Raw genomic sequence first — 22,371 nt, 5'->3', positions numbered from 1 at the left:
ATACCAAAAATGACAAATGTAACCCTTTTAAGAGCAAACGATTTTCAAGTTTCTGATTGGTCGGGGGGAAAGACTAAACAGCTTTATCTTTCCCCGCCAACTGGCCACTATGGTAAGCGGGAATTTGACTATCGACTCTCAACAGCGACTGTGGAGTTGGCTGAAAGTCAGTTTTCTGACCTCAGCGGCTTTCACCGCATTCTCATGAGCCTGGACCACACACTACATCTCCACAATGCCAGCCGGCAGGAGGAAACGGTTCTAGCTCCCTTTACTCCCTATGTCTTTGAAGGGAGTGATTCTATCACAAGTCGGGGGACTTGTACCGACTTTAACTTAATCTACAACGACCATTATCAGGGACAGATGATTGCCATCTCGAATGGGCAAGAGCTTAGCCGAGATGACGAAATTCAATTTATCTATGCTTTAGAGGATCTGACGGTGACGGGAACAAACCTGCCAGCGCTTAACCTAGAGGCAGAGCAGCTTCTGATAGTGGAAAAAGAGACTCAGGAAACTGAGCTGCATATAATGTTTTCGAGTAACCAGCCAAAGGGGACACCCCTTGCTATTTGGGCTGGTTTGACCCACATCCCTACTAAGTAAAGATACCATGATACCATGATACCTTGTCACCATTCTATCTTTACTTGGAAAGGATCCCATATCTCTAAAGGAGAAACATTATTATGGACGCAACTAAACTCACTGCACAAGAACAAGAACAGGAAAAAGCGAAATTCAGCTTTTCCGGTGCAACACTCTACGGTATCAATGCCGTTATCGGTTCAGGAATTTTCCTCCTACCGCAAAAGATTTATAAAGGACTTGGTCCTGCCTCTCTAGCTGTCATGCTTGGAACTGCCCTCCTCGTTATTCTCCTAGCCGTCTGCTTGGCAGAAACTGCGGGTTATTTTAACAAAAACGGCGGAGCTTTCCAATATTCCAAAGCGGCCTTTGGAAACTTTGTCGGCTTTAATGTAGGTTTCCTAGGCTGGGTCGTAACCATCATCGCTTGGTCAGCAATGGCTGCCGGCTTTGCCCGACTCTTCGTCATTACCTTCCCGGCTTTTACTCCTTACGAGCGTTTGCTTAGTATTGCTTTGATTATCTTGCTTAGCTTGATGAATATCGCCGGTTTGAAAACCTCTAAGTTTTTCACGCTGGCTGCAACTGTAGCTAAGCTCATTCCAATCATTGCCTTTGCTGCTTGTGCTATCTTCTTTATCAAAGGTGGAATAGACAAAGGAAACTTCACTCCTTTCCTACAGCTTGAACCTGGAACCAATGTCATGACTGCTATTGCCAACACAGCCGTTTATATCTTCTATGGCTTCATTGGCTTTGAAACCATGTCTATCGTTGCCGGCGAAATGCGCAACCCAGAAAAGAACGTGCCTCGGGCTATCCTAGGCTCCATTAGTATCGTTTCTGTCCTTTATATGCTCATCATCGCTGGAACCATCGCCATGCTGGGTAACCATATTATGCAGACGGATGCTTCTGTACAAGATGCCTTCGTAGCAATGATTGGCCCTGCTGGTGCTTGGATTGTCTCTATTGGTGCCCTTATCTCAATCGCCGGTCTTAATATCGGGGAATCCATCATGGTACCGCGTTATGGTGCAGCCATCGCAGATGAAGGCTTGCTCCCTAAGAAAATTTCAGAAACCAACTCTAAAAACGCTCCTGTTGTAGCAATTATCATTTCTGGAGCATGTGCCATCGCCCTGCTCTTCTCTGGTAAATTCGAAGAATTGGCAACCCTCAGCGTGGTCTTCCGTTTCTTCCAATACATTCCAACTGCTTTGGCGGTCTTGAAACTCAGAAAAATGTATCCAGAAAAGAAGGTTGTCTTCCGTGTACCATTCGGCCCTATCATCCCAGTCTTAGCTGTTGTTGTCAGCCTGGTTATGATTGTAGCTGATAATCCGATGAACGTCGTTTACGGTGTCATTGGAGCTGCCGTTGCCAGCTTAGTATACTACCTCATGCACGGTCGAAAACGGCTTTCTACTAACCCTGACTAACTCTAAGCGCTCTATCCCATAATGGAGGATTCTATATGTCAAAATTGATTCACTTAGACGGAAACAGTCTAACACTTGAAGATGTTATCGCAGTGGCTCGTCATGGAGCCACTTGCGAAATCAACCAAGATGCTAAAAAAGCTGTAGAAGCTTCCCGCAAAATCGTGGATGACATCGTCCGCGAAAAACGGGTAGTCTATGGTGTTACGACTGGATTTGGCTCTCTCTGCAATGTCAGCATCTCACCAGAAGATACGACTCAACTGCAAGAAAACCTAATTCGTACGCACTCCTCAGGCTACGGCGATCCCCTGCCTGAAGATGCAGTCCGTGCGATTATGTTAATTCGGATTAATTCCTTGGTCAAGGGCTATTCTGGCATTCGGCTCTCTACTGTCGAAAAGCTCCTGGAATTGCTCAATAAAGGCGTCGTGCCTTACATTCCAGAAAAAGGCTCTCTCGGTGCCTCTGGTGACTTAGCACCACTAGCTCATATGGTTCTGCCTATGCTAGGACTGGGCCGCGTTTACTATCAAGGTGAATTGCTCTCTGGACAAGAAGCTTTGGACAAGGCCGGTATCGAAAAAATTGCTCTAGCAGCCAAGGAAGGATTGGCACTGATTAACGGTACGACTGTCCTGACAGGTATCGGAGCTCTGGCTACCTATGATGCCATCCAGCTGCTTAAGCTATCAGATGTCGCTGGCGCTCTTTCTATGGAAGTCCACAATGGTATTACCAGTCCTTTCGAAGAAGACTTACACACCATTCGACCTCAGAGCGGTCAGCTAGCTACAGCCCGCAATATCCGCAACCTTCTGGAAGGCAGTGGCAACACAACCGTAGCCACTCAACAACGGGTCCAAGACCCTTACACCCTGCGTTGTATTCCGCAGATTCATGGTGCCAGCAAGGACTCTATCGCTTATGTGAAAACCAAGGTTGAGATTGAAATCAACTCTGTTACAGACAACCCTATCATCACCAAGGAAGGCCATGTTATCTCAGGTGGTAACTTCCACGGCGAACCAATGGCACAACCATTCGACTTCCTCGGTATCGCTATTTCTGAAATCGGTAATGTATCCGAGCGTCGTGTGGAACGTCTGGTCAACAGTCAACTGAGCAAGCTGCCATCCTTCTTAGTCAAACACCCAGGACTCAACTCTGGCTTTATGATTACCCAATATGCTTGTGCTTCGCTCGCATCTGAAAACAAGGTTCTGTCTCATCCAGCCAGCGTAGACTCTATCCCATCTTGTGAAAATCAAGAAGACTTTGTCAGCATGGGAACTACTGCAGCACGCAAGGCAGCTGAAATTCTCAAGAATTCTCGCCGCATCGTGGCAACAGAAATCATGGCTGCCTGCCAAGCTCTGGATCTAAAACCAGAAAACCATGAACTGGGCAAGGGAACCAGGCCAGCCTACGACCTCTTCCGTCAGCATGTCCGTTTTATCGAGTTTGACAAGGATATCGAAATCTATGAAGAACTCAACAAGGCTTCTGAGCTGATTGAAAACGAAGAATTCCTAGCAGCCGTTGAAAAGGCTGTAGACTTGAGCATTCAGTTCTAAAGCTGATGACTCTGTAAAAAAACTAACATAAGAAGCCCGCTCTCGTTCAGCTAGGCTTCTTTTCCCGCCAAAAGTCATTGACAGGCTTGGTGGAAACTCTTATAATAAAGTCGCAAGTATCGTTATGGAAAAGGACAAAATCATGTTAGAAGATTACTATCAGCTAGATAACAGCTACTATCATAAGAGACTGGATGATGATTTATATGCTGCCAAGTGGGGTATGGTTATTGAGTTTTTGGACTTAAGTGACCCTAACTTGACACCTTTTGAGGGTATCAACTTTGCCCTGATTGGCTTTAAAAGCGACAAGGGAGTCTATATCAACCACGGCCGAGTGGGGGCTGTCGAAGGGCCTCAGGCTGTTCGGTCCCAGCTGGCCAAGCTCCCTTGGCACCTAGGCAGAAATGTCCGAGTCTTTGATGTTGGCGATATTGATGGTCCCAACCGCTCTCTGGAGCAATTACAGCAGAGTCTGGCTCGAGCAGTTAAACGACTGCGGGAGCTCAATCTTCGGCCTATCGTTCTGGGTGGTGGCCACGAAACAGCCTATGGTCACTATCTAGGCCTCAAGTCTTCGCTAGCTCCTGACCAAGACTTGGCCGTCATCAATATGGATGCCCATTTTGACTTGCGCCCCTATGACCAGACTGGTCCTAACTCTGGTACCGGTTTTCGCCAGATGTTCGATGACACTCTGGCTCAGAAGCAAGTCTTTAACTACCTCATCTTAGGGATTCAGGAGCACAATAACAATCTCTTTCTCTTTGACTTTGTAGCCAGATCCAAAGCCATCCAGTTTCTGACTGGGCTGGATATCTACAAGATGGAGTACAAGGAGATCTGCAAGATTGTCGATGCCTACCTAGCCGACAAGGAGCACGTCTATCTGACCATTGATATTGACTGCTTTGCTGCCGGTGCTGCTCCCGGTGTCAGTGCTATCCAGTCGCTGGGGGTCGACCCTAATCTCGCAGTTTTAGTCTTCCAGCACATTGCTGCTTCAGGCAAGCTGATTGGCTTTGACATCGTGGAGGTCTCTCCACCTCACGATATTGACAATCACACGGCTAACCTAGCCGCTAGCTTCGTCTTTTACCTGACCCAGGTTTGGGCTCAGGTACATGACTGATCGTCTTTCGATGGGACTTTTAACAATTTTGCTATTATATTTTAGAAACATAAAAGAGGATGAAAATAGTTTCATCCTCTTTTACTATCTATTTGCTTCCTGAGACAATCTCAGGCGTAAGTTTTCTAATTCCTTGAGTTGGTGCCGATCACGATAAGGATTGAGCTGGCTTTTAGCCGTTTCATAATAGGTTTCAAAGTCCTGAACTAGCAAATCTTCAAAGCCTGCTTCCTGCAAACTCCCAGTCAGCAGGCGATACTTAATCACAGCCATCAGATAGTAGATCAGCCCCTTGTCCCGCGGATTGCCATAGCGACTGATGAGGCTATCCTTTTTCCGCAGAAGATCAAGCACAGGCTGGTAATCTCTCTTCTCACAGCCAATCAAGGCCAGATAGACTTCCAGCTGAGCCTCTTTCCATGGAAAACTGAGGGTTTCCAGCGCTTTTTTAGCCTTAAGAAAAATCTTCTCCGCCTGCTCATGATCACCCAACCAGTAATAGGTCATACCCAAGCCAATGTAAAAGGCAAAAATCGAAGGCTCTGATGTTTTATTTTCTGTTAGCTCAATGGCCTCCTTTTGATGGACCAATGCTGTCGTGAAATTCCCACGGATCTGCTCAATTTCCGCTAGATAATCCAAGGCTGCTGCAATCTGAATCGAATACTTGGAGCGAAGCGAGGCCGTCAGACTGAAACAGTCGATAGACCGGTAAAGGTGATGAAGTGACTGCTCCTCGTCTCCAATTATGAGATGGTAAAGCCCCTTAAGCCGGAGGTTGATAGCGATGGCCTCGTGATTATTGGCCTGCACCGAAGCATCTAGAGCCAAATCTGTATAATAGCGCATCTCTGGGATATTTTCTGTCTGGATACAGTAGTAGATCATCTGACGATAGCCTTCTAGGAGAAAATCCATCTGCTGCAGCTCTTTGGCCGAGGCAAGCACCTGCTGAATATTGTCCATCCCCTGCTGATAATTTCCTGTCCGGATGGCATAGCGTCCTTCCAGATAGAGAAAGCGGAGAACTAGCAGTTGGAAATCCTTGTGATTCTGATGTTTTCTTTCCAACTCTTGTATTTGCCGACGGATGCGGTCAAACTGGTCCAAAACCGCTGACTGATTGGCATCATCCGTCTTTTCAATAAAGCCAAATTCCCGCGAATAAATCGGAAAGAGTTCGTGATGAAACTGCAGGGTGGCTTCCAGATAATGCAGCTCATATTCCAGAGACTTGATGGCCTGCTTGGCCATCTTGTAATGATAGGCAATGTCATTGAACAGTTGGGCATGATAGAAAGAGCTTCCCAGCTGGTCTTCCATACTCTGAGCAATCTGGTGATGCAGCATCCGCCTCTTTGCCAGCGACAAGCGTTCATAGGCATAGATCTGCAGAAGCTCCTGACTGAACCGCAGCATCAATGTCTCTTCTTGCTCCTCCTCTATCAACAGCTGCTTCTGTCTCAACTCCTCAGTGATTTCAACCATCTCTTCCATAGGTAAAGCCAGTAACTTGCCCAAGAGCGAAAGCGAAGCAGAAAGTCTGAAGCAAGCCAGATAGTCTACCAGTTCCTCCTCCCCGCTGCTCAAGTAGTCCAGCTTCAAAGACAGCTTAGCCCTGATAGCGGGAGTCAGCGGATGAAACTTTTCTCCTCGCAAGAACTGCTTAGCATACTCCGTCAGAAAGAAGGGAATGCCCTGACTAACCCGATAAATATCCTCAAGCTGCTGCTCAGACATAGCCACCTGACCTGTCTGGGCCCGTAAATAAGCCACACTATCCTGAAACTTCAGCGGCTGCAGTTGAATAAAATCTAACTTATTACGAACCAGCAAGTGATTGAAAAAATGCTCCAGATAAGATGGCGTACTCAGATGCTTGGTCAAAACAAAGGCCACAGGATAGTCACTCAGATGATTCATGACCTGCTCCAGGACAGCAGCACTAGCCGCATCCATCCAATGGCAGTCCTCTATCAAAATGACCAAGGCCTTTTTCTTGGAAATCTTCTGTAAGATATCCACCACAAACTGAGCCAGCTTATCCGCATCTAGCTGAACACCAGAGGCACCCTCTATCAAAATCGGGAAATAACTTTCTAAAATAACCTGCCACTGGCTAAGAGAGAGGATCTGGTGCTGAATGACCAAGTCACCTAGACCATCTAGCAAGCCACGCCAAGGCTGCAGAGCTATCTTCATCTCATCCTTAAAGCATTTGGCCATGACAATCTGGAAATCCTTGGTCTGATTGGCCAGCACTTGGCGAGTCACCGTCCGCTTACCAATACCAGTCCCTCCGACCAGAACCAAAGCACGCGCCTCTTGGTCCTCTAAAATCTTGGAAAAGTAAGACTCCAGACGCTTAATTTCATCTACCCGACCGAAAAAGTGATCCGTATTGCGCAGAAACTGCTTGGTCTTGCGCTCGCTACGATCCTTGGCAAGCACTTCGTGGTAAAGTTGCTGGATAGCCTCATTAGGACTGATGCCCAGCTCCTTGTCCAAAAGGTTCACCAATTTATAATAGGTCTCAATTACCTTGCCGGGCCGTTCATTCTCCTGATAGAATTTCATCAGCAGGTGATAGTTCTTTTCATCAAACTCATCAATGCTAATCAAACGGTGTAAATTTTGTTCTGTTTCTTCCAAATCCAGCTGGTTGTTTCCCTTTTCGAGCTGTTGGTAGCAGGCTTGAATATACAGCTGCTCATATCGGGTTCGCATCTTGGACACCCAATAGTCAAAGGCCTCACTATCCTTAAGATAAAAGCCCTGCAGAAAATCCCCCTGATAGAGCGACAGATGCTCCGCAGGATTGTCTGAAAAGAGCTCCACATCACTTTCCATTCTACACTTAGGATTGAGCGAAAGAACCGTCCGGTTGGGAGCGATAATCCAGTCCCCGCCCAGCAGTTTATTGGTCTGATAGATAGTATTGCGCAGATTTTTTTTGGCAGTCTGATTGTTTTTATTTTCCCAGAGAATTCCTGCAATCTCCTCCCGATTGACTGTTCCATTGATATGAAGATAGTAAAGCAGGGCATTGATTTTTGCAAAAGGGAAAAAGACTTCCTCTTGATTAAGAAAGACACTCGGATTTCCTAGTAATTTCAACCTTAAAAGAGCTTTGTCCATGAAAACGCCTCCAAAAAAGCTTATAAAACTAATATAAACAAAAAAAGACAGTTTAGCAAGTAAATTATTATACCAAACCCTAATTTGCAGTTTTAAATTGCTTATCGTTAGGTGGCTGTCCTTAATAAGACGAAAATATAATTTTAGAAAGTAACTTATAAAGAAGGGGGGCCTCCTTCTGTTCCTTTTCTCCTTCTACGCATAATCGGTTGGAAATGCGTGAAACAATCCCAGACCCATGGTAGTATGTAGGAAGCTGCCTATAGGATTGTTGGTCGTCATGCTCCTATTTCTTCCTTAAAGAAAATTTAACTTTTTCTTAAAGCTAACTGATATCAGCTAGCTTTAAGCCGCAGTCTGTATACTTTCTACAAATCATCTAAGAAAGAGGTACTGATTATGGACTATCTAGTGATTCCGGCTTACGAGCCAGATTTCAACCTGATCCGATTGCTGAAAAAAATCAAAGAAAAAAGTCAGATGGAACTGATTGTGGTTAATGACGGCAGCTCCTCCAAGGCAAAAGTCTTGTTTGAACAGGCTGAGCAGTACGCTACTGTCCTCCATCACGCGAACAATCAAGGCAAGGGGCAAGCACTAAAAACTGCCTTCGCCTACATCCAGTCTCTGGGTCAATATGGAACGGTCATCACAGCAGATGCGGATGGCCAGCACAAGGTCTGGGATATTTTCCGCGTGGCAACCAAGGCTTCTGAAAATCCCAATCAGCTGATTCTGGGAGCACGCGCCTTTACTGGCAAGGTGCCTCTGCGCAGCCGCTTCGGCAACAGTCTGACTCGGGCTCTCTTCAAGCTTCAGACTGGGATGGGTGTCTCCGATACTCAGACAGGCTTGCGAGCCTTTACGACCAACATGATTCCATTTATGCTAAAGGTAGAGGGGGAGCGCTATGAGTATGAAATGAACATGCTCTTAGAAGCCAGCAAGGAATATCCGATATTGGAAGTGCCCATTGAGACGGTCTATATCAATGACAATCAAGGCTCGCACTTCCGATCAATTCGGGATGGACTCATGATTTATAAAAATATTTTCAAATTTGCCCTGACTTCTCTCAGCAGCTTTATCGTTGACTACATCGTCTACGCACTGGCTCTCTTGTTTTTAACTGCTGTGCCGACCAGCCTGAGAATTCTTCTAGCTAACGGAATTGCCCGCGTGACCAGCTCAATCTTTAACTACTCAACCAATAAAAAGCTGGTCTTTAAGAACGACGACAGTATACTCAAGACAGGAACCGGCTATTTCAGCCTAGCTGTAGTGCTCTTTATCCTAGACACACTACTAATTCGCCTCTTCTACGCTGTCTTTGGACTCAATCTTCTGCTTGCCAAGATTATCGTCGGACTGCTACTCTTCACCGTCTCTTTGATGGTGCAAAAGAGATTTATTTTTAAGGAAAGGACACACACCGCATCATGAAATTTTTAAAGAAAGGCTATGCCTACGCCTCCATTTTCGGCCTCCTTCTGACAGCTTCCTTCAGCTACTCCATGCTGAAAACCTTCGTCATTGCAGAGACTATTTCCACAGTCTCAAGCACCGCTTCATCATCCAATGCCGTGGCTGCCAGCAAGGCTGCTGAAACAGCAACAGTGACAGATACCAGCTATTCAGACGATAACATCTCTGTCACATTGACTGAAAAGACCGTCAGCAACACCCAAATCTACATCGCCGATGTGACCGTTAGCTCATCAGAATATCTGAAAACGGCCTTTGCCCAAAATACCTACGGAAACAATGTCACAGCTAAGACCTCGGAAACGGCTGCCAACAACAATGCTATCCTAGCGGTGAACGGCGACTACTATGGAGCCAATACGACTGGCTATGTCATCCGCAATGGCGTCGTCTACCGCGATACCGTCCGAGAAGACTCCAGCAATGGGGATTTGGCCATTTATAAAGACGGCTCTTTTAAAATCATTTACGAAAATGAAATCTCTGCCGACCAGCTGGTCAAAGACGGCGTGGTCAATCTCCTGGCCTTCGGACCAGCCCTTGTAGAAAATGGTGAGATTGTCGTGAATACTAAGTCCGAAGTTGGCCAGTCCATGGCTTCCAATCCACGGACAGCTATCGGTATCATTGACGAAAACCACTATATCATCATCGTTTCAGACGGACGCACCTCAGAAAGCGAGGGACTTTCCCTCTACCAGATGGCAGAAATCATGAAATCTTATGGTGTCAAGACTGCCTATAACCTCGACGGCGGCGGTTCCTCTACACTTTACTTTAACGGTCAGGTCATTAACAAACCTACAACCAACGGAAACACTATCTCAGAAAGGTCGGTGAGTGATATTGTCTACATCGGTTACTAATCCCAGCAAAAAACGTTTTATAAAAACGGCCCTTATCTACGCACTATTAACTATTTTCTTCTTTGCTTTCAGCAGAATCTATGAATCCTTCAGCTTCGGCGAAACATCTAGCCACATGCACTACCTCTTTGCCGTTCCTCTAGCGGGCGGCAGCCTCCTCCTGCTCTTCATGAAAATGATTCCCAATCTCTCTCGGCTCAGCCTCAACCTCTGGAACTCAGCCGTAGCCATCATGACAGCCGGCATGCTCTTACGTGGCATCGTCAAACTATCTGGCCGCTCCACAACGCTGGATACGCCCTACTGGTATGTGGGAGCAGCCTTTGTAGCTCTGGCACTACTCTCCATGGTCTTTACCCGAAGTGTGTGGAAGGCAGAAGGGCAAACACAGCCAATACTCAGCAAAAAAGAAGACGCAAAACTAAGTCGTCGTGAAACCTTCAGTCAAGTATAAACCAAAAACCTCAGAAAAAAAGCTGAGGTTTTTAATGTGGGGATCATCCTTCTGATCATTTATCTCTATGAATAGTTAGGTAAATCTGCTTCTTCATTCACACTCATACACATCACCCGTCAGTGGGTCAATGACTTCTGCCAGCTTAAAATGTCCCTGCTCATAATGGTAATGGCAGATAGCGCAGTTGCCAAAGCGCACCTTAGGGTCCAGAGCTTGAGCCGCAATCTTGAGATAGAAGGCCCACATGGCACCGCCGTGGCTAACAGCCAAGACTGGCTCTGCTCCTGCCTGCTCCATAACCTCGGTCAGAGTGACTAGCATGCGCTCACCGACTTGGTTCACACCTTCTCCGCCATAGGGGACGAAGAGGTCTTCAAAAGAGGTAGCTCCCGGTCGGAATTTCGGTTGCAGGCATTCGGGCTGAGCTTCAAAAAGACCAAAGCTCCATTCTTTAATGCCCTTAAGGCGAGTATAGTCGGTCCGGCCGGAGACAAGTTCCAGAGTATCGGAAGCTCTCTCCTGGGTGGACGAGTAGAGAGGACCAAAACGAATGCCCCGCTCTTTCAAATAAGCTCCTGCCTGCCGGGCCTGTTCCTGCCCCAGTTCTGTCAAAGGAGAGTCGCAAGCTCCCTGCACCAAGCCTTCTTGGTTGAAAAAAGTCTGACCGTGCCGCATCAAATATAAATCTTTCATTTATTTTTCCTCCCAGCTGCTAAAATCGTGACCAATCACTTCTTCAAGGTAGAATTGATCATTCTCAAAGGTAAACTTCAAAATACCACAGTTGGTCATGTGACCCAAACTATCCAGTCGCCAATTTTTCTGCCAAGCCCTAGCAAAATTGGCCATAGCTGCGCCATGAGAGACCATGAGCACGGACTGGCCATCTGTCTCTTGCATGAGCTTGAGAACGGTCGCAGCCATGCGCTCCCTGACCTGATCTTGTGATTCACCGCCATAGGTCACAAAGAAATCTTCATAGGGCAGGGGCGGATTAAGATCCTCGCTTTCCCCTTCAAAGGTCCCGAAGTTCCACTCCTTGAGTCCCTTGATACGCTTATAGGGAAGCTTCCCGTCTGTTACCAATTCCAAGGTATCACAAGCCCGCTCCTGAGTAGAGCTGTAGGCATCGTCAAACGTAATACCGGCATCCTTAAAATACTGACCAGCCACCTTGGCTTGATAGATGCCAAAATCGGTCAGAGGAGCATCACACCAGCCTTGCACCTTGTGGCGTAGGTTGAAAAGCGTTTGGCCATGCCGCATCAGATAAAGAGTTTTTGCCATCATTCATATCTCCTTTAGATGAGTTCTAACTTTTCAAAGGCCTTGTAGAGACCGTCTTGGCTGACCGAGTCTGTCACCAGATTGGCCATGGCCTTGATTTCCGCTCCACCATTTCCCATAGCGACCCCGACCTGACAATAGTCCAGCATAGGAATATCAACCTTGGCATCGCCAAAAGCCAGAGTATCTGCCCTGTCAGCATGAAGATACTTCAGGAGAACCTCAATGGCATGCGCCTTGGTAATACCTTTGACGCCCAAGTCACCAAAGAGAGCATGCTCGTCCTTGCCTCCCCAAGTACCTGCCTTGAGCTCAGGAAAAGCTGCCTTAGAGTCCAGATGATCTTGGTAGCTTCTGAGAATAAAGCTGACTTTGTTAAGGTCGTCCCGATAGAGCTCCCCGCCATAAACCAGGCCGTGAAGAGCTTCTTCTGCCTCCATATTTACAACTTCTTCTGGCTTGGCACCTTTTCCAAGAACGTAGGTTCGAAGCACCGGTCGCGCTGCTTCGCGGAAGCCCCTGCTTGCAAAGAGGCCATTATTACTCTCTAGGTAAAACTCCAGACCTCGCTCCTGAAGCCAGTCTACTAGCTGCCTCGCAACCTCTTGCGGAATCAGCTGGTGTAGGATGACCTGCCCCTTATGCTCCACATAGGAGCCGTTGCCGCCAATCATACCATCAAAGCCAATATCCCAAATTTCCGGCGGCATCTCAGCCTTGCTGCGACCTGTGCAGACATAGACCAGATGGCCCTTTTCTCGTGCCCGGCGAATAGCAGTCACAGCAGACTCTGGTATATGATTATCATAGTCAATGATGGTCCCATCCACATCCAGAAAGATGATTTTTCTCGTCATAAAGCCCCCTCTTCCTTGCATTTACCGATTACTTTCTTCTAACAATACAAGCTGGCAAATGCTTTCTTCATTTTTTACAAATTCTCTCACTTTTGGCCAATATTATTTTACGAACTCTCTATCCTATTATATATCTTTTCGAAAGCCTTTTCCTATAGAATTATCAGAGATATTGGTACTATCCTTTCTTTATTCAGAGAAAAAACAAGAAGGACAGCTTTTAATCAGCTTGTTCCTTCTGCTTTTTTTATTTCCCATCTTATCTACTCATCCTCTGCTTCAAACAGCCAGAGTTTGGAATCAAAGTCGTAGCTCGTCTTTTGTTCAGAATCCTCTAAAAGCTGACCGCTGGAAGCGTCCGTGGTGACCAGCCCAACTCGCATAAGCTCAGCCCCTGTATAGACACTCCCCTCTAACCGATAGACTTTATCCACAACTAGTCCTTTCAGTTGCAAGCGCTGATGAGAGCGATTGACTTGATTGAGAACCTTGAAAGTGCCTAAAAGTGCCGTGTTCTGATCCTGACTGACAACCATCCAAGTTGTCTGCCCATCTCCCTTAAATGGCGACTGCAGTCGATAAAAAGTTCCATTATGAATCAGCTCTCGATGGCGCTTGTAAAAAGCTATTTGTTCCCTGACTTCAGCCAATTCTTCTAGGCTTAGCTGATTAAGATCCAGCTCATAGCCAAAGGTACCGAAAAAGGCTACATTGCCCCGCGTCTTCAACGGAGTCAGACGGTTGGTCTGGTGATTGGGCACGATGGAGACATGGGCTCCCATGGACGAAAGAGGGTAGAGAAGACTGGTTCCATACTGGATCTTCAAGCGCTCAATCGCATCCGAATCATCGCTGATCCAAGCTTGAGGAGCATAGTAAAGCATACCTGGATCAAAGCGGCCTCCACCTGAAGAGCAGGACTCAAATAACAATCTCGGATAGCGACTGATCAAACGCTCATACAAGTCATAAACACCCAAGACATAGCGGTGAAAAATCTCTCCCTGCTGATCGGCTGGCCAGGCAGCTGAGAAGACATCCGTCAGAGGGCGATTCATATCCCATTTGATATAATCCAGCTGCGCTTCCTCGATAACCGCTGATAGACGTTCAAAAATCTCATCCACTACTTCCGGCCGAGAATAGTCCAAAACAAACTGATAACGGCCATGGTGAGGCTGTCTACCTGGCACTGCCAGTAGCCAGTCGGGGTGACTACGGTAGAGTTGACTGTCCTTATTGACCATTTCCGGCTCAAACCAAAGACCAAACTTCATGCCCAAACCGTGAATTCGCTCTGCTAGCGAGCCCAGCCCCTGCGGCAGCCTGTCTAGATTGACAAACCAATCCCCCAACCCAGCACTATCGTTAGTCCGCTGGCCAAACCAGCCGTCATCTAGCACAAAGAGCTCCACTCCTACTTGCTGAGCCTTTTCAGCAAGATCCAGCAGCTGATTCTCACTAAAGTCAAAATAGGTAGCTTCCCAGTTATTGATGAGAATAGGACGAGCTCGCTCGCGCCAGTAACCCCTAGCTAGACGTCGACGAAATAGCTGATGAAAGACTTGACTCATGCTGTTGAGGCCCCGCTCAGAGTAAACCAGCAGAGCTTCTGGACTGGTAAAGAACTGACCCGCAGCCAGCTTCCATTCAAAACCGAAAGGATTGATGCCTATCTGCAGCCGAGTCACATCATAGGTGTCCACCTCAGCCTGAATGAGAAAATTGCCCGAGTACACCAAGGCCACTCCTAGTACTGGACCTGAAAACTCAGTCGTTTCCGGTCGCTTAAGAGCTACAAAGGGGTTGTGATGGGGACTGGAAATGCCGCGGGTTGACTCAATGGACTGAATCCCCTGCTGAAGCGGGTGCTCCTTGATATGGCGCTCCCGAGCCCATGCTCCTGATAGCTGCAGCCAGTCATAGTCAGCATCTAACAGATCCAGCGACAGACTAGCTAAGGATTCCAAGTAGCAAGTTTCCCTGCCTTGATTGATTACTTTGCTTGAACGAGCGATAACCGGCCAATCAGCAAAAATCGTATAAAACAGCTGAACTTCAACTTCTGTCAACTCATCTCGCAGGGTCAAGATAAGCGTCTTAGCCTCCTCTTGTGCCTCTGTATAAGTAGCGGGCAGCCCCTCTAAAGCTGGCTTACCATCTACCATCTGATGACTGACATAGACAAAGTCAGTAATACGCGAGCCAGTTTCCTGCCGCAGACAGATAGTGGGATGACGAAAGTCTGTCGTGCCGTATTCTGGAAATTCCTGCCGCACATGCTCCAAAGAATAGCGTAAATCCCCTTCTTTCCGATAGGTCGTCATGGGCCGATGCTGCAGCTCCACCAAATAAAAATAATCCCGCTCCGGTACATCTGCGCCGTAGTAAAGCTGCAAGAGTTTACCATCCTCCGAAACCCGAAAGATATAAGAAACCTCGCCATTAGTCAGATGAAATTGCCTGCACTCTTCGTTAAATAAAATACTAGCCTCATTCATGGTCTTCTCCTTTCGTAGTCCGCAATCATGTTTCTCCTTTCATTATAAAAAAGGCTACCCCTTTTGGTAAGCCTTTCTTTCTAGTATTATTTATCCAAATGTGACCTTTTACAGTTCCTGCCCCAGATGAGAGCTAGCCTTGCGAAAATTCAAGGGCGACAGACCACGTGCCTTCTTGAAGGCTTTTGAAAAACTCTGTGTTCCAGCAAAGCCTGTCTTATTGGCAATCTCTTCCACCGAAAGCTGGCTGCTCGTCAGCAAATCAGCTGCCATATTGAGCCGCAAATCATTACTGTACTCCTTAATTCCCTTGCCTACTTCATCCTTGAAAAGCCGAGATAGATAGGAAGGATGCAGCGCCACTTTCTGCGCCAACTCCTGTACAGATAGACTTTCTGGCAGATGACTGCTCAGCAGTTCCAAGACCTGCTGGACATAAGGATTGACTCGACGGCTTTCCGTGATTAAAGATGTCTGCTTAAGACGTTGGGACAAGAGCTCTAAGAAGCGATAAACTTGCCTTTGCAGAGCTAGTTCAGCTGTTATTCCGCTGCCCTCATAGGCCAGACTTTCAAAGACCAAGGCCTTAAATTCCTGCAAAGAAGTCAGCTCAAAAGACCATTGGCCTGACTGTAGTCCCAGAGCCTGCAGATAACGAGGCAAGAGGTGCCCACCCAGTCCCATCCAGACATAAGACCAAGGCTCTTCTCCATCAGCCTGATAAAAGACCGACTGACCCGGTGGCACCACAAAGCCCTGCCCTTCCTGCAAATCATAGCGCTGATTGCCCACGGAGTAAGTCCCCCGTCCCTCCAGTACGATATGAATGACATAAACATCCCAGACAGCCGGCCCAAAGCTATGATGGGCTTCCGTTTTTGAATAACCACAGAAGGCAAAAAAACAATCTTCTTGGCCAAACTGCATAGACTTAACCAAGGTCAGCGAATGCTCCATCAGCTTCTCCTTAGATTTAGATAATTTTTTTATCCTTATTATAAAACAAAAACCACTAAACAGCAACTGAATCTGATTAGTGGTTTCTTCATTCATCTTAGAAAGATTGGACGGATGGATTATGATTGAAGAGAGCATGGGTAGCCTTATAAATATGGTAGGCTGTTGCAGCATTATTCATAGTGTAAAGGTGTATGCCCGCTACATCTTGGGTCACCAAGTCAACAATTTGGTCCACAGCATAAGCCAGACCAGCTGCTCTCAGAGACTCTGGGTCATGTTCGTACTTATCCAGAATAGCCCGGAATTTTCTTGGCAGCTTGATATTCTCACAGGTCTTGAGCAGGCGCAGAGCCTGATTGCGGTTGAGAATGGGCATAATCCCGGCATGGATAGGCACCTCAATACCAGCTAAAATACACTTATCCTGAAAATCATAAAAGCGCTCATTGTCAAAGAAAAGCTGGGTCACCAGACTAGAACAGCCAGCATCCACCTTTTTCTTCAGATTTTGAATATCCGAAATCTGATTTGGAGAATCCGGATGGCCCTCCGGATAGCAGGCTCCGATGATGTCAAAGTGCGGTGCTTCTGTCTTGATGTATTCAATCAAGTCAGTCGCATAGGTGAAATCATCCTTAGGCGCTACATCTGGAAAAATATCCCCTCGCAAAGCTAAAATCTGATGGACACCAACCCGATCCAAAGACTGCAAGATATTGGACACCATGTCCTTGGTCAGATAGACCGCAGGTAAGTGAGCAATCGTCGGAATCTGGAGATCGTTGGCGATGAACTCTGTCAAACGAACCGTCGTCTCCTCAATGTCAAATTTATTATTGCTGGCTGTCACACTGATAAAGTGAGGAGCCAAATCTTGCATCTCTCTCAATGCCTGAAAAATCTTATCATTGCCTACTGCCGGATTGGGAGGAAATACTTCAAATGAGAGACTGGGTGTGTGACGACGAACCATATAACAAAAAGTTCCTTTCAATGATGGTAGCGATAGCTAAGGACAATCCTACAAAAACAGCTCCTGCAGGATTGTCAGCTCCGCTTCAATTTTGGTATGTTCCTCCATCAAGATCAATTTTTGAGGTTCGAGGAGGATTATTTCAGGTGTTGTCTAGCTGCTTTAGCTGCTTCTACTAAGCGCTCCAAGCTAGCCTTGGTTTCTGGGATACCACGAGTTTTAAGACCACAGTCAGGGTTAATCCAGACCTTGCTGCTTGGCACCTTAGCCAAGATAGCTTCGATAGTGTGGTCGATTTCCCCTTCATTTGGCACGCGTGGTGAGTGGATATCGTAAACTCCAGGACCTACTTCTGTCTGGAAGTTCTTAGCCTTGAGCTCATCCAGGATTTCCAAGTTGGAGCGGCTCGCTTCAAAGGAAATCACGTCCGCATCCATGTTGTCAATAGCAGGGATGATATCAGTAAATTCTGAGTAACACATGTGAGTGTGGATTTGCGTATCGGGAGCTACTGTAGAGTGTACCAAGCGGAAGGCTGGAATTGCCCAGTCAAGGTAATCTTCATACCAGTCACTGCGACGGAGTGGTAATTTCTCACGAAGAGCAGCCTCGTCGATTTGGATAATCTTAACACCAGCAGCTTCAAGATCAAGTACTTCATCCTTGATAGCAAGGGCGATTTGAAGAGTTGAGTCCTTGATAGAGATGTCTTCACGTGGGAATGACCAGTTGAGGATGGTAACAGGTCCAGTCAACATACCTTTGACAGGTTTGTCAGTACGGCTTTGTGCATAGCTAGACCATTTAACAGTGATTGGGTTGAGACGAGTCACATCACCCCAGATGATTGGTGGTTTCACCCCACGCATACCGTATGATTGTACCCAACCATTCTTAGAGAAGAGGTAACCTGACAGGTTTTGACCGAAGTACTCAACCATGTCATTACGCTCGAACTCACCATGCACCAGCACGTCAAAGCCGACTTCTTCTTGCCACTTGATCCATTCATCAATCTGCTCAGCCAAGAACTTGTCATAGTCTTCTGCTGACAGCTCGCCCTTGCGGAAGGCCAAACGTTTGGCACGGACTTCCTTGGTTTGAGGGAAGGATCCAATTGTCGTAGTTGGCAACGGTGGCAAATTGAGCGTCTTGTGCTGGATTTCCTCACGCTCTGCAAAGACCGGCAGGCGAGTGTAGTCAGCATCTGTCAAACCAGCGATGCGAGCAGCCAGATCCGCATTTTGCCCAACACGCTCTGCTGCAAAGAGAGCTTTGTTAGCAGCAAGTGCTTCTGCACCACCGCCATTGCGGATAGCATCCAGGTCACGGATTTCATCCAATTTTTCCACCGCAAAGGCAAAGTGGTTCAAGATTGCTGGTTCAAATTCTTCGTTAGCCGTTGTAAATGGCACATGGAGCAGTGAGCATGAGCTTGTCAAAACAAGATTTTCAGCTGGGATTTGCTCAAGCACCGCCAAGCTCTTTTCGTAGTTGTTGCGCCAGATGTTCTTACCGTTGACAATCCCTGCATAAAGAGTCTTATCAGCTGGGAAGCCACCTTTGACCAGTTCAAGAGTTTTCTTACCTTCAACGAAGTCAAGTCCGATAGCGTCAACTGGCAAGTTTACAAGGTCAGCATAAACGTCGCGAACGTCTCCGAAGTAAGTTTGAAGCAAGACTTCCAAGCCTTTCTTGTCAGCCAAAAGCTTCTTATAAAGGTCCAAGAAGAGAGCTTTTTCTTCTGCTGACAGGTCTTTGACCAGACTTGGCTCATCCAGCTGGATACGCTCTGCACCCAGCTCTGCTAATTTGGCAAAAACTTCTTGATAAGCTGTAGTCAGGGCATCTACAAAATCCGCTGCCACCACACCATCTTCAAAATCAGATACTTGCAGGAGAGTGAATGGGCCGATGACTACTGGACGGGTTACCAGTCCCAACTCTTTCGCTTCAGCAAATTCATCAAAAATCTTATGCCCAGCCAGCTTGACTTGGGTTTCTTTTTCAAATTTAGGAACGATATAGTGGTAGTTAGTGTTGAACCATTTCTTCATCGGAAGGGCACGGACATCCCCTTTTTCGCCCTGATAGCCACGAGCCAAGGCAAAATACCGCTCTAAGTCCGTCAATTCCAAGCCTTGAACAGATGACGGTACTACGTTAAAGAGAAGGGCCGCATCCAGCACATTGTCATAATGAGAAAAGTCATTTGACGGAATTTCAGTGATGCTTTTTTCTTTGACGATGTTCCAGTGTTTAGCACGCAACTCTTTGACCGCAGCCAGAAGCTCTTCTGCTGAGATTTCATTTCTAAAGTATTTTTCAGTTGTAAATTTTAATTCGCGGAATTCACCCAAACGTGGGAAACCAATGATAGTCGTTGACATAAACGTCCTCCAAAATTTTTCTTGATTTTATCTTAGCAGAAAATCTCCCCGCTGTATAATTGGAATTTTCCAGAGTTTTATATAGCCTAAAACTATACCTCCGAAGAAGGCCTATTGTTAAACCGCATCACTAATGCTCCCATGACCAAAAATTATGCTTTGTTATAGTCAAAACTTATGACTGTGACAGAAAAAAGCAAGCCCGAAAGCTCGCTAATTCTTGTTCTTCTCTTTGGGATAATTTTCAGATTCGCCACTCATGTCTTTAAAAACTCCGTTCACACCGCTTAGGTTATCTGGATTAATTTGCTTATTACTCTCCTTACTCATCCTGTGTAGGTCTTTTCCAGACATCCTTTTGAAGATCATAATACTGTTTAAATTCTTCCAATGAATTAACAGTATGCTCTTGACCATCAACGGAATATTTTGTCGGTATTCTCACATCTTTAAATAGATTTGTCCCATCTTTAACTAAGAGTTGAAGAAGAGGCAGATTATCTTCCAAGCTTGTTATATCTTTCAAAAGAGCGATCATTGAAGCATTTTTAGAAAAAATCTCCGCTGCCTTTGGATATTTAGTCCAAATCAAAGTATCAGAAGGCAGTCGCTTCTCAGATGATGAACGAATTCTCCAACTGTTTATAGAATAATCCGAATTAACGGATAGTAAATTCGTTTGTGTAAAAAGATTAACTGAGCTAGAATATTCTTTATCCCGCTCTTGCTCGTCTCCCGCCTCCACAATCTTACCGCTATTCAAATCAATAGATTTTCGAATGGAGGACTCTGCACCACCAATTTTCTGAATATAGAGGTCTAGAACTTCTTTTCCCCCACTGGTATAAATCTCGTTAGAAAGACTGATAGGCATATAATCCGTATCATAATCTCGAACCATCTTAAAGATATCATAATCCTTAGAGGTAAGGGTCTGATTTTGCGTATCATAAACTGTGATTCCCCAGTATTCCATCTCCTCTGGAATGTTATTTCTCACCCGTGCACCCTTAATCTTTTTATAATCTTTCACAATCTTTGTCTTTCCTACAAGTTTCTTCCCTGAAAATACCTGCTTATTAGAAGAGGTTAACCAATAATCCACAGAATTATCGTAATCCCACTTGACCACAATCGCCTTTCCGTCCTCAATGAACTCATATTCACTAATTCGCTGTTTTAAAACTGGTGCAAAGTACGGCTTAACAAAATAAGTAATGTAGCCTTGGTAAGCTAAATAAGGCAGTACAATAATGACTAGTAAGCCTCCGACGAGCCACTTGATTCTATTAGATACTTTTATCTTAAAAAACTTCATTACTGCACCTCCCTGTAGGTATTATTCCATAAGAAACCATACATCTCATTAGCTTCAATCAAGCCTGCTAAACCTGCATCTTTATTTTGAGAGACTCCCGCAATCTTGTTCATAATTCCATCTATGGAGCCTTCCCCAATCTTGTTCATAATCCCATCTATGGAGCCTGCTAAATCTTCATCCATATTTTGAAAAGCTTCCGCAATCTTGTTCATAAACTCATCTAATGAATCTACTGTTTCGACTAAATTTTCCATACAAGCTTTTACAAGACCTGCACAAGACTCTAGATTGTCTGTAACTGGCGCTTCGATAATACTATCCATCCCCTGAGAGATTTCTTCTGTCGAAGCATTAATACTAGCTTTGATACTTTGAATTCGCATCGGCTGAATGCGTTTAACTACCATTTCTCAACTCCTCCTTTGGTTTTAAGACACTGATAAACTCCTCGTAAGAGTGAACCACATGGTCTTTTCCATCCTTGGTCACCTCTCCATAAACTGTCAGATTATCAAATAAGTCTCGATCTTTAGGGATTAAGAGACTATATATATTTGAGAGGAGTTTGACATTTGTCTCATTGGTCAAGAAATACAGCTCGCCTTTCTTCTTCGTCATCAGCTCATAAGCTGCAGGGTATTCCTCCTTCAAGCGCCAGTCTGAAGACTGATTAATCACGGATTGTGAGAGATTAAGACAGGTGGTGTTATCTATAAAATCATCATTATAATAGTAATTTTTCAAACTTGTATAACGGTTAAATAAATATGTATACCTATTCTCAAGGGCAACTCCAAGTTCCTCCGGAACATCCTCTATTTTACCTGTTTCCATGTTAAAGAGGGCTTCCTTACGATCATGTCCTCCAGTTTTCTGGAGAACTACCTTACGATACTCTTGACCACTGTATGTAACAAAATTAATATAGGTACTTGAAACTGGAAAGTAAGAAACATCATAATCCGCAACAGCCTTCAGAAGATCATACTCCTTGCGAGGTAAATTATCCTGATTGGTGTCGTAAACCTGAATCTTCCAATACTCCCCCCAACTCAGATTCTTGACATCAAAGCGGTTATCATCATAACGATGAATCAAGCGTTTACTTTCTGTCGATAAGTAACGTTTCCCATAAATCGCACTGGTATACTCCAGTGGTTCTTCATTAGCTTCCTTCTCATTGCTGTGATTGACATATTTCCAAGAAATGACCAGTCCCTGTCTATCACCTATAAATTCATAAGAAGCTGGCTCCACCTCAGGAGTCCGCACCTTGTAACGGTCGTGTGTCATATAACGATATAAGGTATAGGCTCCATTAAGCAAAATTAGAAGGCTTAAACACCCCATAATGATTAGAATCTTTTTCCTGTTTGGTTTCATTGAGCTCCTCC

At 45.7% G+C, this 22,371-nt stretch carries 18 protein-coding genes; 7 read left to right on the top strand and 11 right to left on the bottom strand.

The window, feature by feature from the left end; all coding sequences use genetic code 11:
* Positions 1-9: 9 nt before the first annotated feature.
* The 4 genes from FZ952_RS02960 to hutG all read left to right on the top strand — a co-directional run bounded on the left by FZ952_RS02960 (position 10) and on the right by hutG (position 4,742).
* A complete protein-coding gene (locus tag FZ952_RS02960) occupies positions 10-609 on the top strand; it encodes a HutD family protein (protein WP_148880540.1) in 600 nt (199 codons plus the stop codon).
* Between the two features lie 83 nt (positions 610-692).
* On the top strand, positions 693-2,033 hold the full coding sequence (locus tag FZ952_RS02955; protein ID WP_148880539.1) for an APC family permease: 1,341 nt from the start codon (positions 693-695) through the stop codon (positions 2,031-2,033).
* A gap of 35 nt (positions 2,034-2,068) precedes the next feature.
* Positions 2,069-3,610 carry a histidine ammonia-lyase gene (gene hutH / locus FZ952_RS02950; protein ID WP_148880538.1) on the top strand — a complete coding sequence of 514 codons (1,542 nt, stop codon included), beginning with the start codon at positions 2,069-2,071 and terminating at the stop codon, positions 3,608-3,610.
* A 142-nt stretch (positions 3,611-3,752) separates the two neighbouring features.
* Entirely contained in the window at positions 3,753-4,742 is a 990-nt protein-coding gene (gene hutG, locus FZ952_RS02945) for a formimidoylglutamase (protein WP_148880629.1), read from the top strand.
* Between the two features lie 84 nt (positions 4,743-4,826).
* Here hutG and FZ952_RS02940 read toward each other — a convergent pair whose 3' ends face one another.
* Positions 4,827-7,880: an AAA family ATPase gene (locus FZ952_RS02940; RefSeq protein ID WP_148880537.1), complete on the bottom strand. Its 3,054-nt coding sequence runs from the start codon at positions 7,878-7,880 to the stop codon at positions 4,827-4,829.
* A gap of 393 nt (positions 7,881-8,273) precedes the next feature.
* Here FZ952_RS02940 and FZ952_RS02935 point away from each other — a divergent pair, with 393 nt between their 5' ends.
* The 3 genes from FZ952_RS02935 to FZ952_RS02925 are packed head-to-tail and all read left to right on the top strand — an operon-like array spanning position 8,274 to position 10,685.
* On the top strand, positions 8,274-9,323 hold the full coding sequence (locus FZ952_RS02935; RefSeq protein ID WP_148880536.1) for a bifunctional glycosyltransferase family 2/GtrA family protein: 1,050 nt from the start codon (positions 8,274-8,276) through the stop codon (positions 9,321-9,323).
* Positions 9,320-10,231 carry a phosphodiester glycosidase family protein gene (locus FZ952_RS02930; RefSeq protein ID WP_148880535.1) on the top strand — a complete coding sequence of 304 codons (912 nt, stop codon included), beginning with the start codon at positions 9,320-9,322 and terminating at the stop codon, positions 10,229-10,231. Before FZ952_RS02935 ends, FZ952_RS02930 begins: the two co-directional genes overlap by 4 nt.
* A complete protein-coding gene (locus FZ952_RS02925) occupies positions 10,212-10,685 on the top strand; it encodes a hypothetical protein (RefSeq protein WP_187423854.1) in 474 nt (157 codons plus the stop codon). The genes FZ952_RS02930 and FZ952_RS02925 overlap by 20 nt, the downstream gene beginning before the upstream one ends.
* Before the next feature lie 93 nt (positions 10,686-10,778).
* Here the strand turns inward: FZ952_RS02925 and FZ952_RS02920 are convergent, their stop codons facing one another.
* The 10 genes from FZ952_RS02920 to FZ952_RS02875 form a co-directional block, all read right to left on the bottom strand.
* A complete protein-coding gene (locus FZ952_RS02920; protein WP_148880533.1) occupies positions 10,779-11,381 on the bottom strand; it encodes a histidine phosphatase family protein in 603 nt (200 codons plus the stop codon).
* Positions 11,382-11,978, bottom strand: coding sequence for a histidine phosphatase family protein (locus tag FZ952_RS02915; protein ID WP_148880532.1), 597 nt, complete (start codon positions 11,976-11,978; stop codon positions 11,382-11,384).
* An 11-nt stretch (positions 11,979-11,989) separates the two neighbouring features.
* Positions 11,990-12,853 (bottom strand): HAD family hydrolase, encoded by an 864-nt coding sequence (locus FZ952_RS02910; protein WP_262366321.1) that lies wholly within the window; start codon positions 12,851-12,853, stop codon positions 11,990-11,992.
* 242 nt (positions 12,854-13,095) lie between these two features.
* Positions 13,096-15,333, bottom strand: coding sequence for an alpha-galactosidase (locus tag FZ952_RS02905; RefSeq protein WP_148880530.1), 2,238 nt, complete (start codon positions 15,331-15,333; stop codon positions 13,096-13,098).
* A 108-nt stretch (positions 15,334-15,441) separates the two neighbouring features.
* Entirely contained in the window at positions 15,442-16,386 is a 945-nt protein-coding gene (locus FZ952_RS02900) for an AraC family transcriptional regulator (RefSeq protein ID WP_187423853.1), read from the bottom strand.
* Position 16,387: 1 nt separating this feature from the next.
* Positions 16,388-17,266 (bottom strand): methylenetetrahydrofolate reductase [NAD(P)H], encoded by an 879-nt coding sequence (metF, locus tag FZ952_RS02895; RefSeq protein ID WP_002910611.1) that lies wholly within the window; start codon positions 17,264-17,266, stop codon positions 16,388-16,390.
* 137 nt (positions 17,267-17,403) lie between these two features.
* Positions 17,404-19,656: a 5-methyltetrahydropteroyltriglutamate--homocysteine S-methyltransferase gene (gene metE, locus FZ952_RS02890; protein ID WP_148880528.1), complete on the bottom strand. Its 2,253-nt coding sequence runs from the start codon at positions 19,654-19,656 to the stop codon at positions 17,404-17,406.
* 322 nt (positions 19,657-19,978) lie between these two features.
* Complete coding sequence (locus FZ952_RS02885; RefSeq protein ID WP_148880527.1) at positions 19,979-20,974, bottom strand: hypothetical protein; 996 nt, start codon at positions 20,972-20,974, stop codon at positions 19,979-19,981.
* A complete protein-coding gene (locus FZ952_RS02880; RefSeq protein ID WP_148880526.1) occupies positions 20,974-21,384 on the bottom strand; it encodes a hypothetical protein in 411 nt (136 codons plus the stop codon). Before FZ952_RS02880 ends, FZ952_RS02885 begins: the two co-directional genes overlap by 1 nt.
* Positions 21,374-22,360: a hypothetical protein gene (locus FZ952_RS02875; protein WP_148880525.1), complete on the bottom strand. Its 987-nt coding sequence runs from the start codon at positions 22,358-22,360 to the stop codon at positions 21,374-21,376. The genes FZ952_RS02880 and FZ952_RS02875 overlap by 11 nt, the downstream gene beginning before the upstream one ends.
* Positions 22,361-22,371 lie beyond the last annotated feature (11 nt).

Origin of the sequence: Streptococcus sp. Marseille-P7376 (genome assembly GCF_902460385.1) — a bacterium.
Taxonomy (GTDB): Bacteria; Bacillota; Bacilli; order Lactobacillales; family Streptococcaceae; genus Streptococcus; species Streptococcus sinensis.
This window is presented reverse-complemented; position numbering and strand designations above follow the sequence as displayed.

Excerpts from the sequence above, each read along its gene's own strand:
- FZ952_RS02960 (WP_148880540.1), top strand. The coding sequence starts at position 10 with ATGACAAATGTAACCCTTTTAAGAGCAAACGATTTTCAAGTTTCTGAT.
- FZ952_RS02955 (WP_148880539.1), top strand. The coding sequence starts at position 693 with ATGGACGCAACTAAACTCACTGCACAAGAACAAGAACAGGAAAAAGCG.
- hutH (WP_148880538.1), top strand. The coding sequence starts at position 2,069 with ATGTCAAAATTGATTCACTTAGACGGAAACAGTCTAACACTTGAAGAT.
- hutG (WP_148880629.1), top strand. The coding sequence starts at position 3,753 with ATGTTAGAAGATTACTATCAGCTAGATAACAGCTACTATCATAAGAGA.
- FZ952_RS02940 (WP_148880537.1), bottom strand. The coding sequence starts at position 7,880 with ATGGACAAAGCTCTTTTAAGGTTGAAATTACTAGGAAATCCGAGTGTC.
- FZ952_RS02930 (WP_148880535.1), top strand. The coding sequence starts at position 9,320 with ATGAAATTTTTAAAGAAAGGCTATGCCTACGCCTCCATTTTCGGCCTC.
- FZ952_RS02920 (WP_148880533.1), bottom strand. The coding sequence starts at position 11,381 with ATGAAAGATTTATATTTGATGCGGCACGGTCAGACTTTTTTCAACCAA.
- FZ952_RS02915 (WP_148880532.1), bottom strand. The coding sequence starts at position 11,978 with ATGATGGCAAAAACTCTTTATCTGATGCGGCATGGCCAAACGCTTTTC.
- FZ952_RS02910 (WP_262366321.1), bottom strand. The coding sequence starts at position 12,853 with ATGCAAGGAAGAGGGGGCTTTATGACGAGAAAAATCATCTTTCTGGAT.
- FZ952_RS02905 (WP_148880530.1), bottom strand. The coding sequence starts at position 15,333 with ATGAATGAGGCTAGTATTTTATTTAACGAAGAGTGCAGGCAATTTCAT.
- FZ952_RS02900 (WP_187423853.1), bottom strand. The coding sequence starts at position 16,386 with ATGAATGAAGAAACCACTAATCAGATTCAGTTGCTGTTTAGTGGTTTT.
- metF (WP_002910611.1), bottom strand. The coding sequence starts at position 17,266 with ATGGTTCGTCGTCACACACCCAGTCTCTCATTTGAAGTATTTCCTCCC.
- metE (WP_148880528.1), bottom strand. The coding sequence starts at position 19,656 with ATGTCAACGACTATCATTGGTTTCCCACGTTTGGGTGAATTCCGCGAA.
- FZ952_RS02885 (WP_148880527.1), bottom strand. The coding sequence starts at position 20,974 with ATGAAGTTTTTTAAGATAAAAGTATCTAATAGAATCAAGTGGCTCGTC.
- FZ952_RS02880 (WP_148880526.1), bottom strand. The coding sequence starts at position 21,384 with ATGGTAGTTAAACGCATTCAGCCGATGCGAATTCAAAGTATCAAAGCT.
- FZ952_RS02875 (WP_148880525.1), bottom strand. The coding sequence starts at position 22,360 with ATGAAACCAAACAGGAAAAAGATTCTAATCATTATGGGGTGTTTAAGC.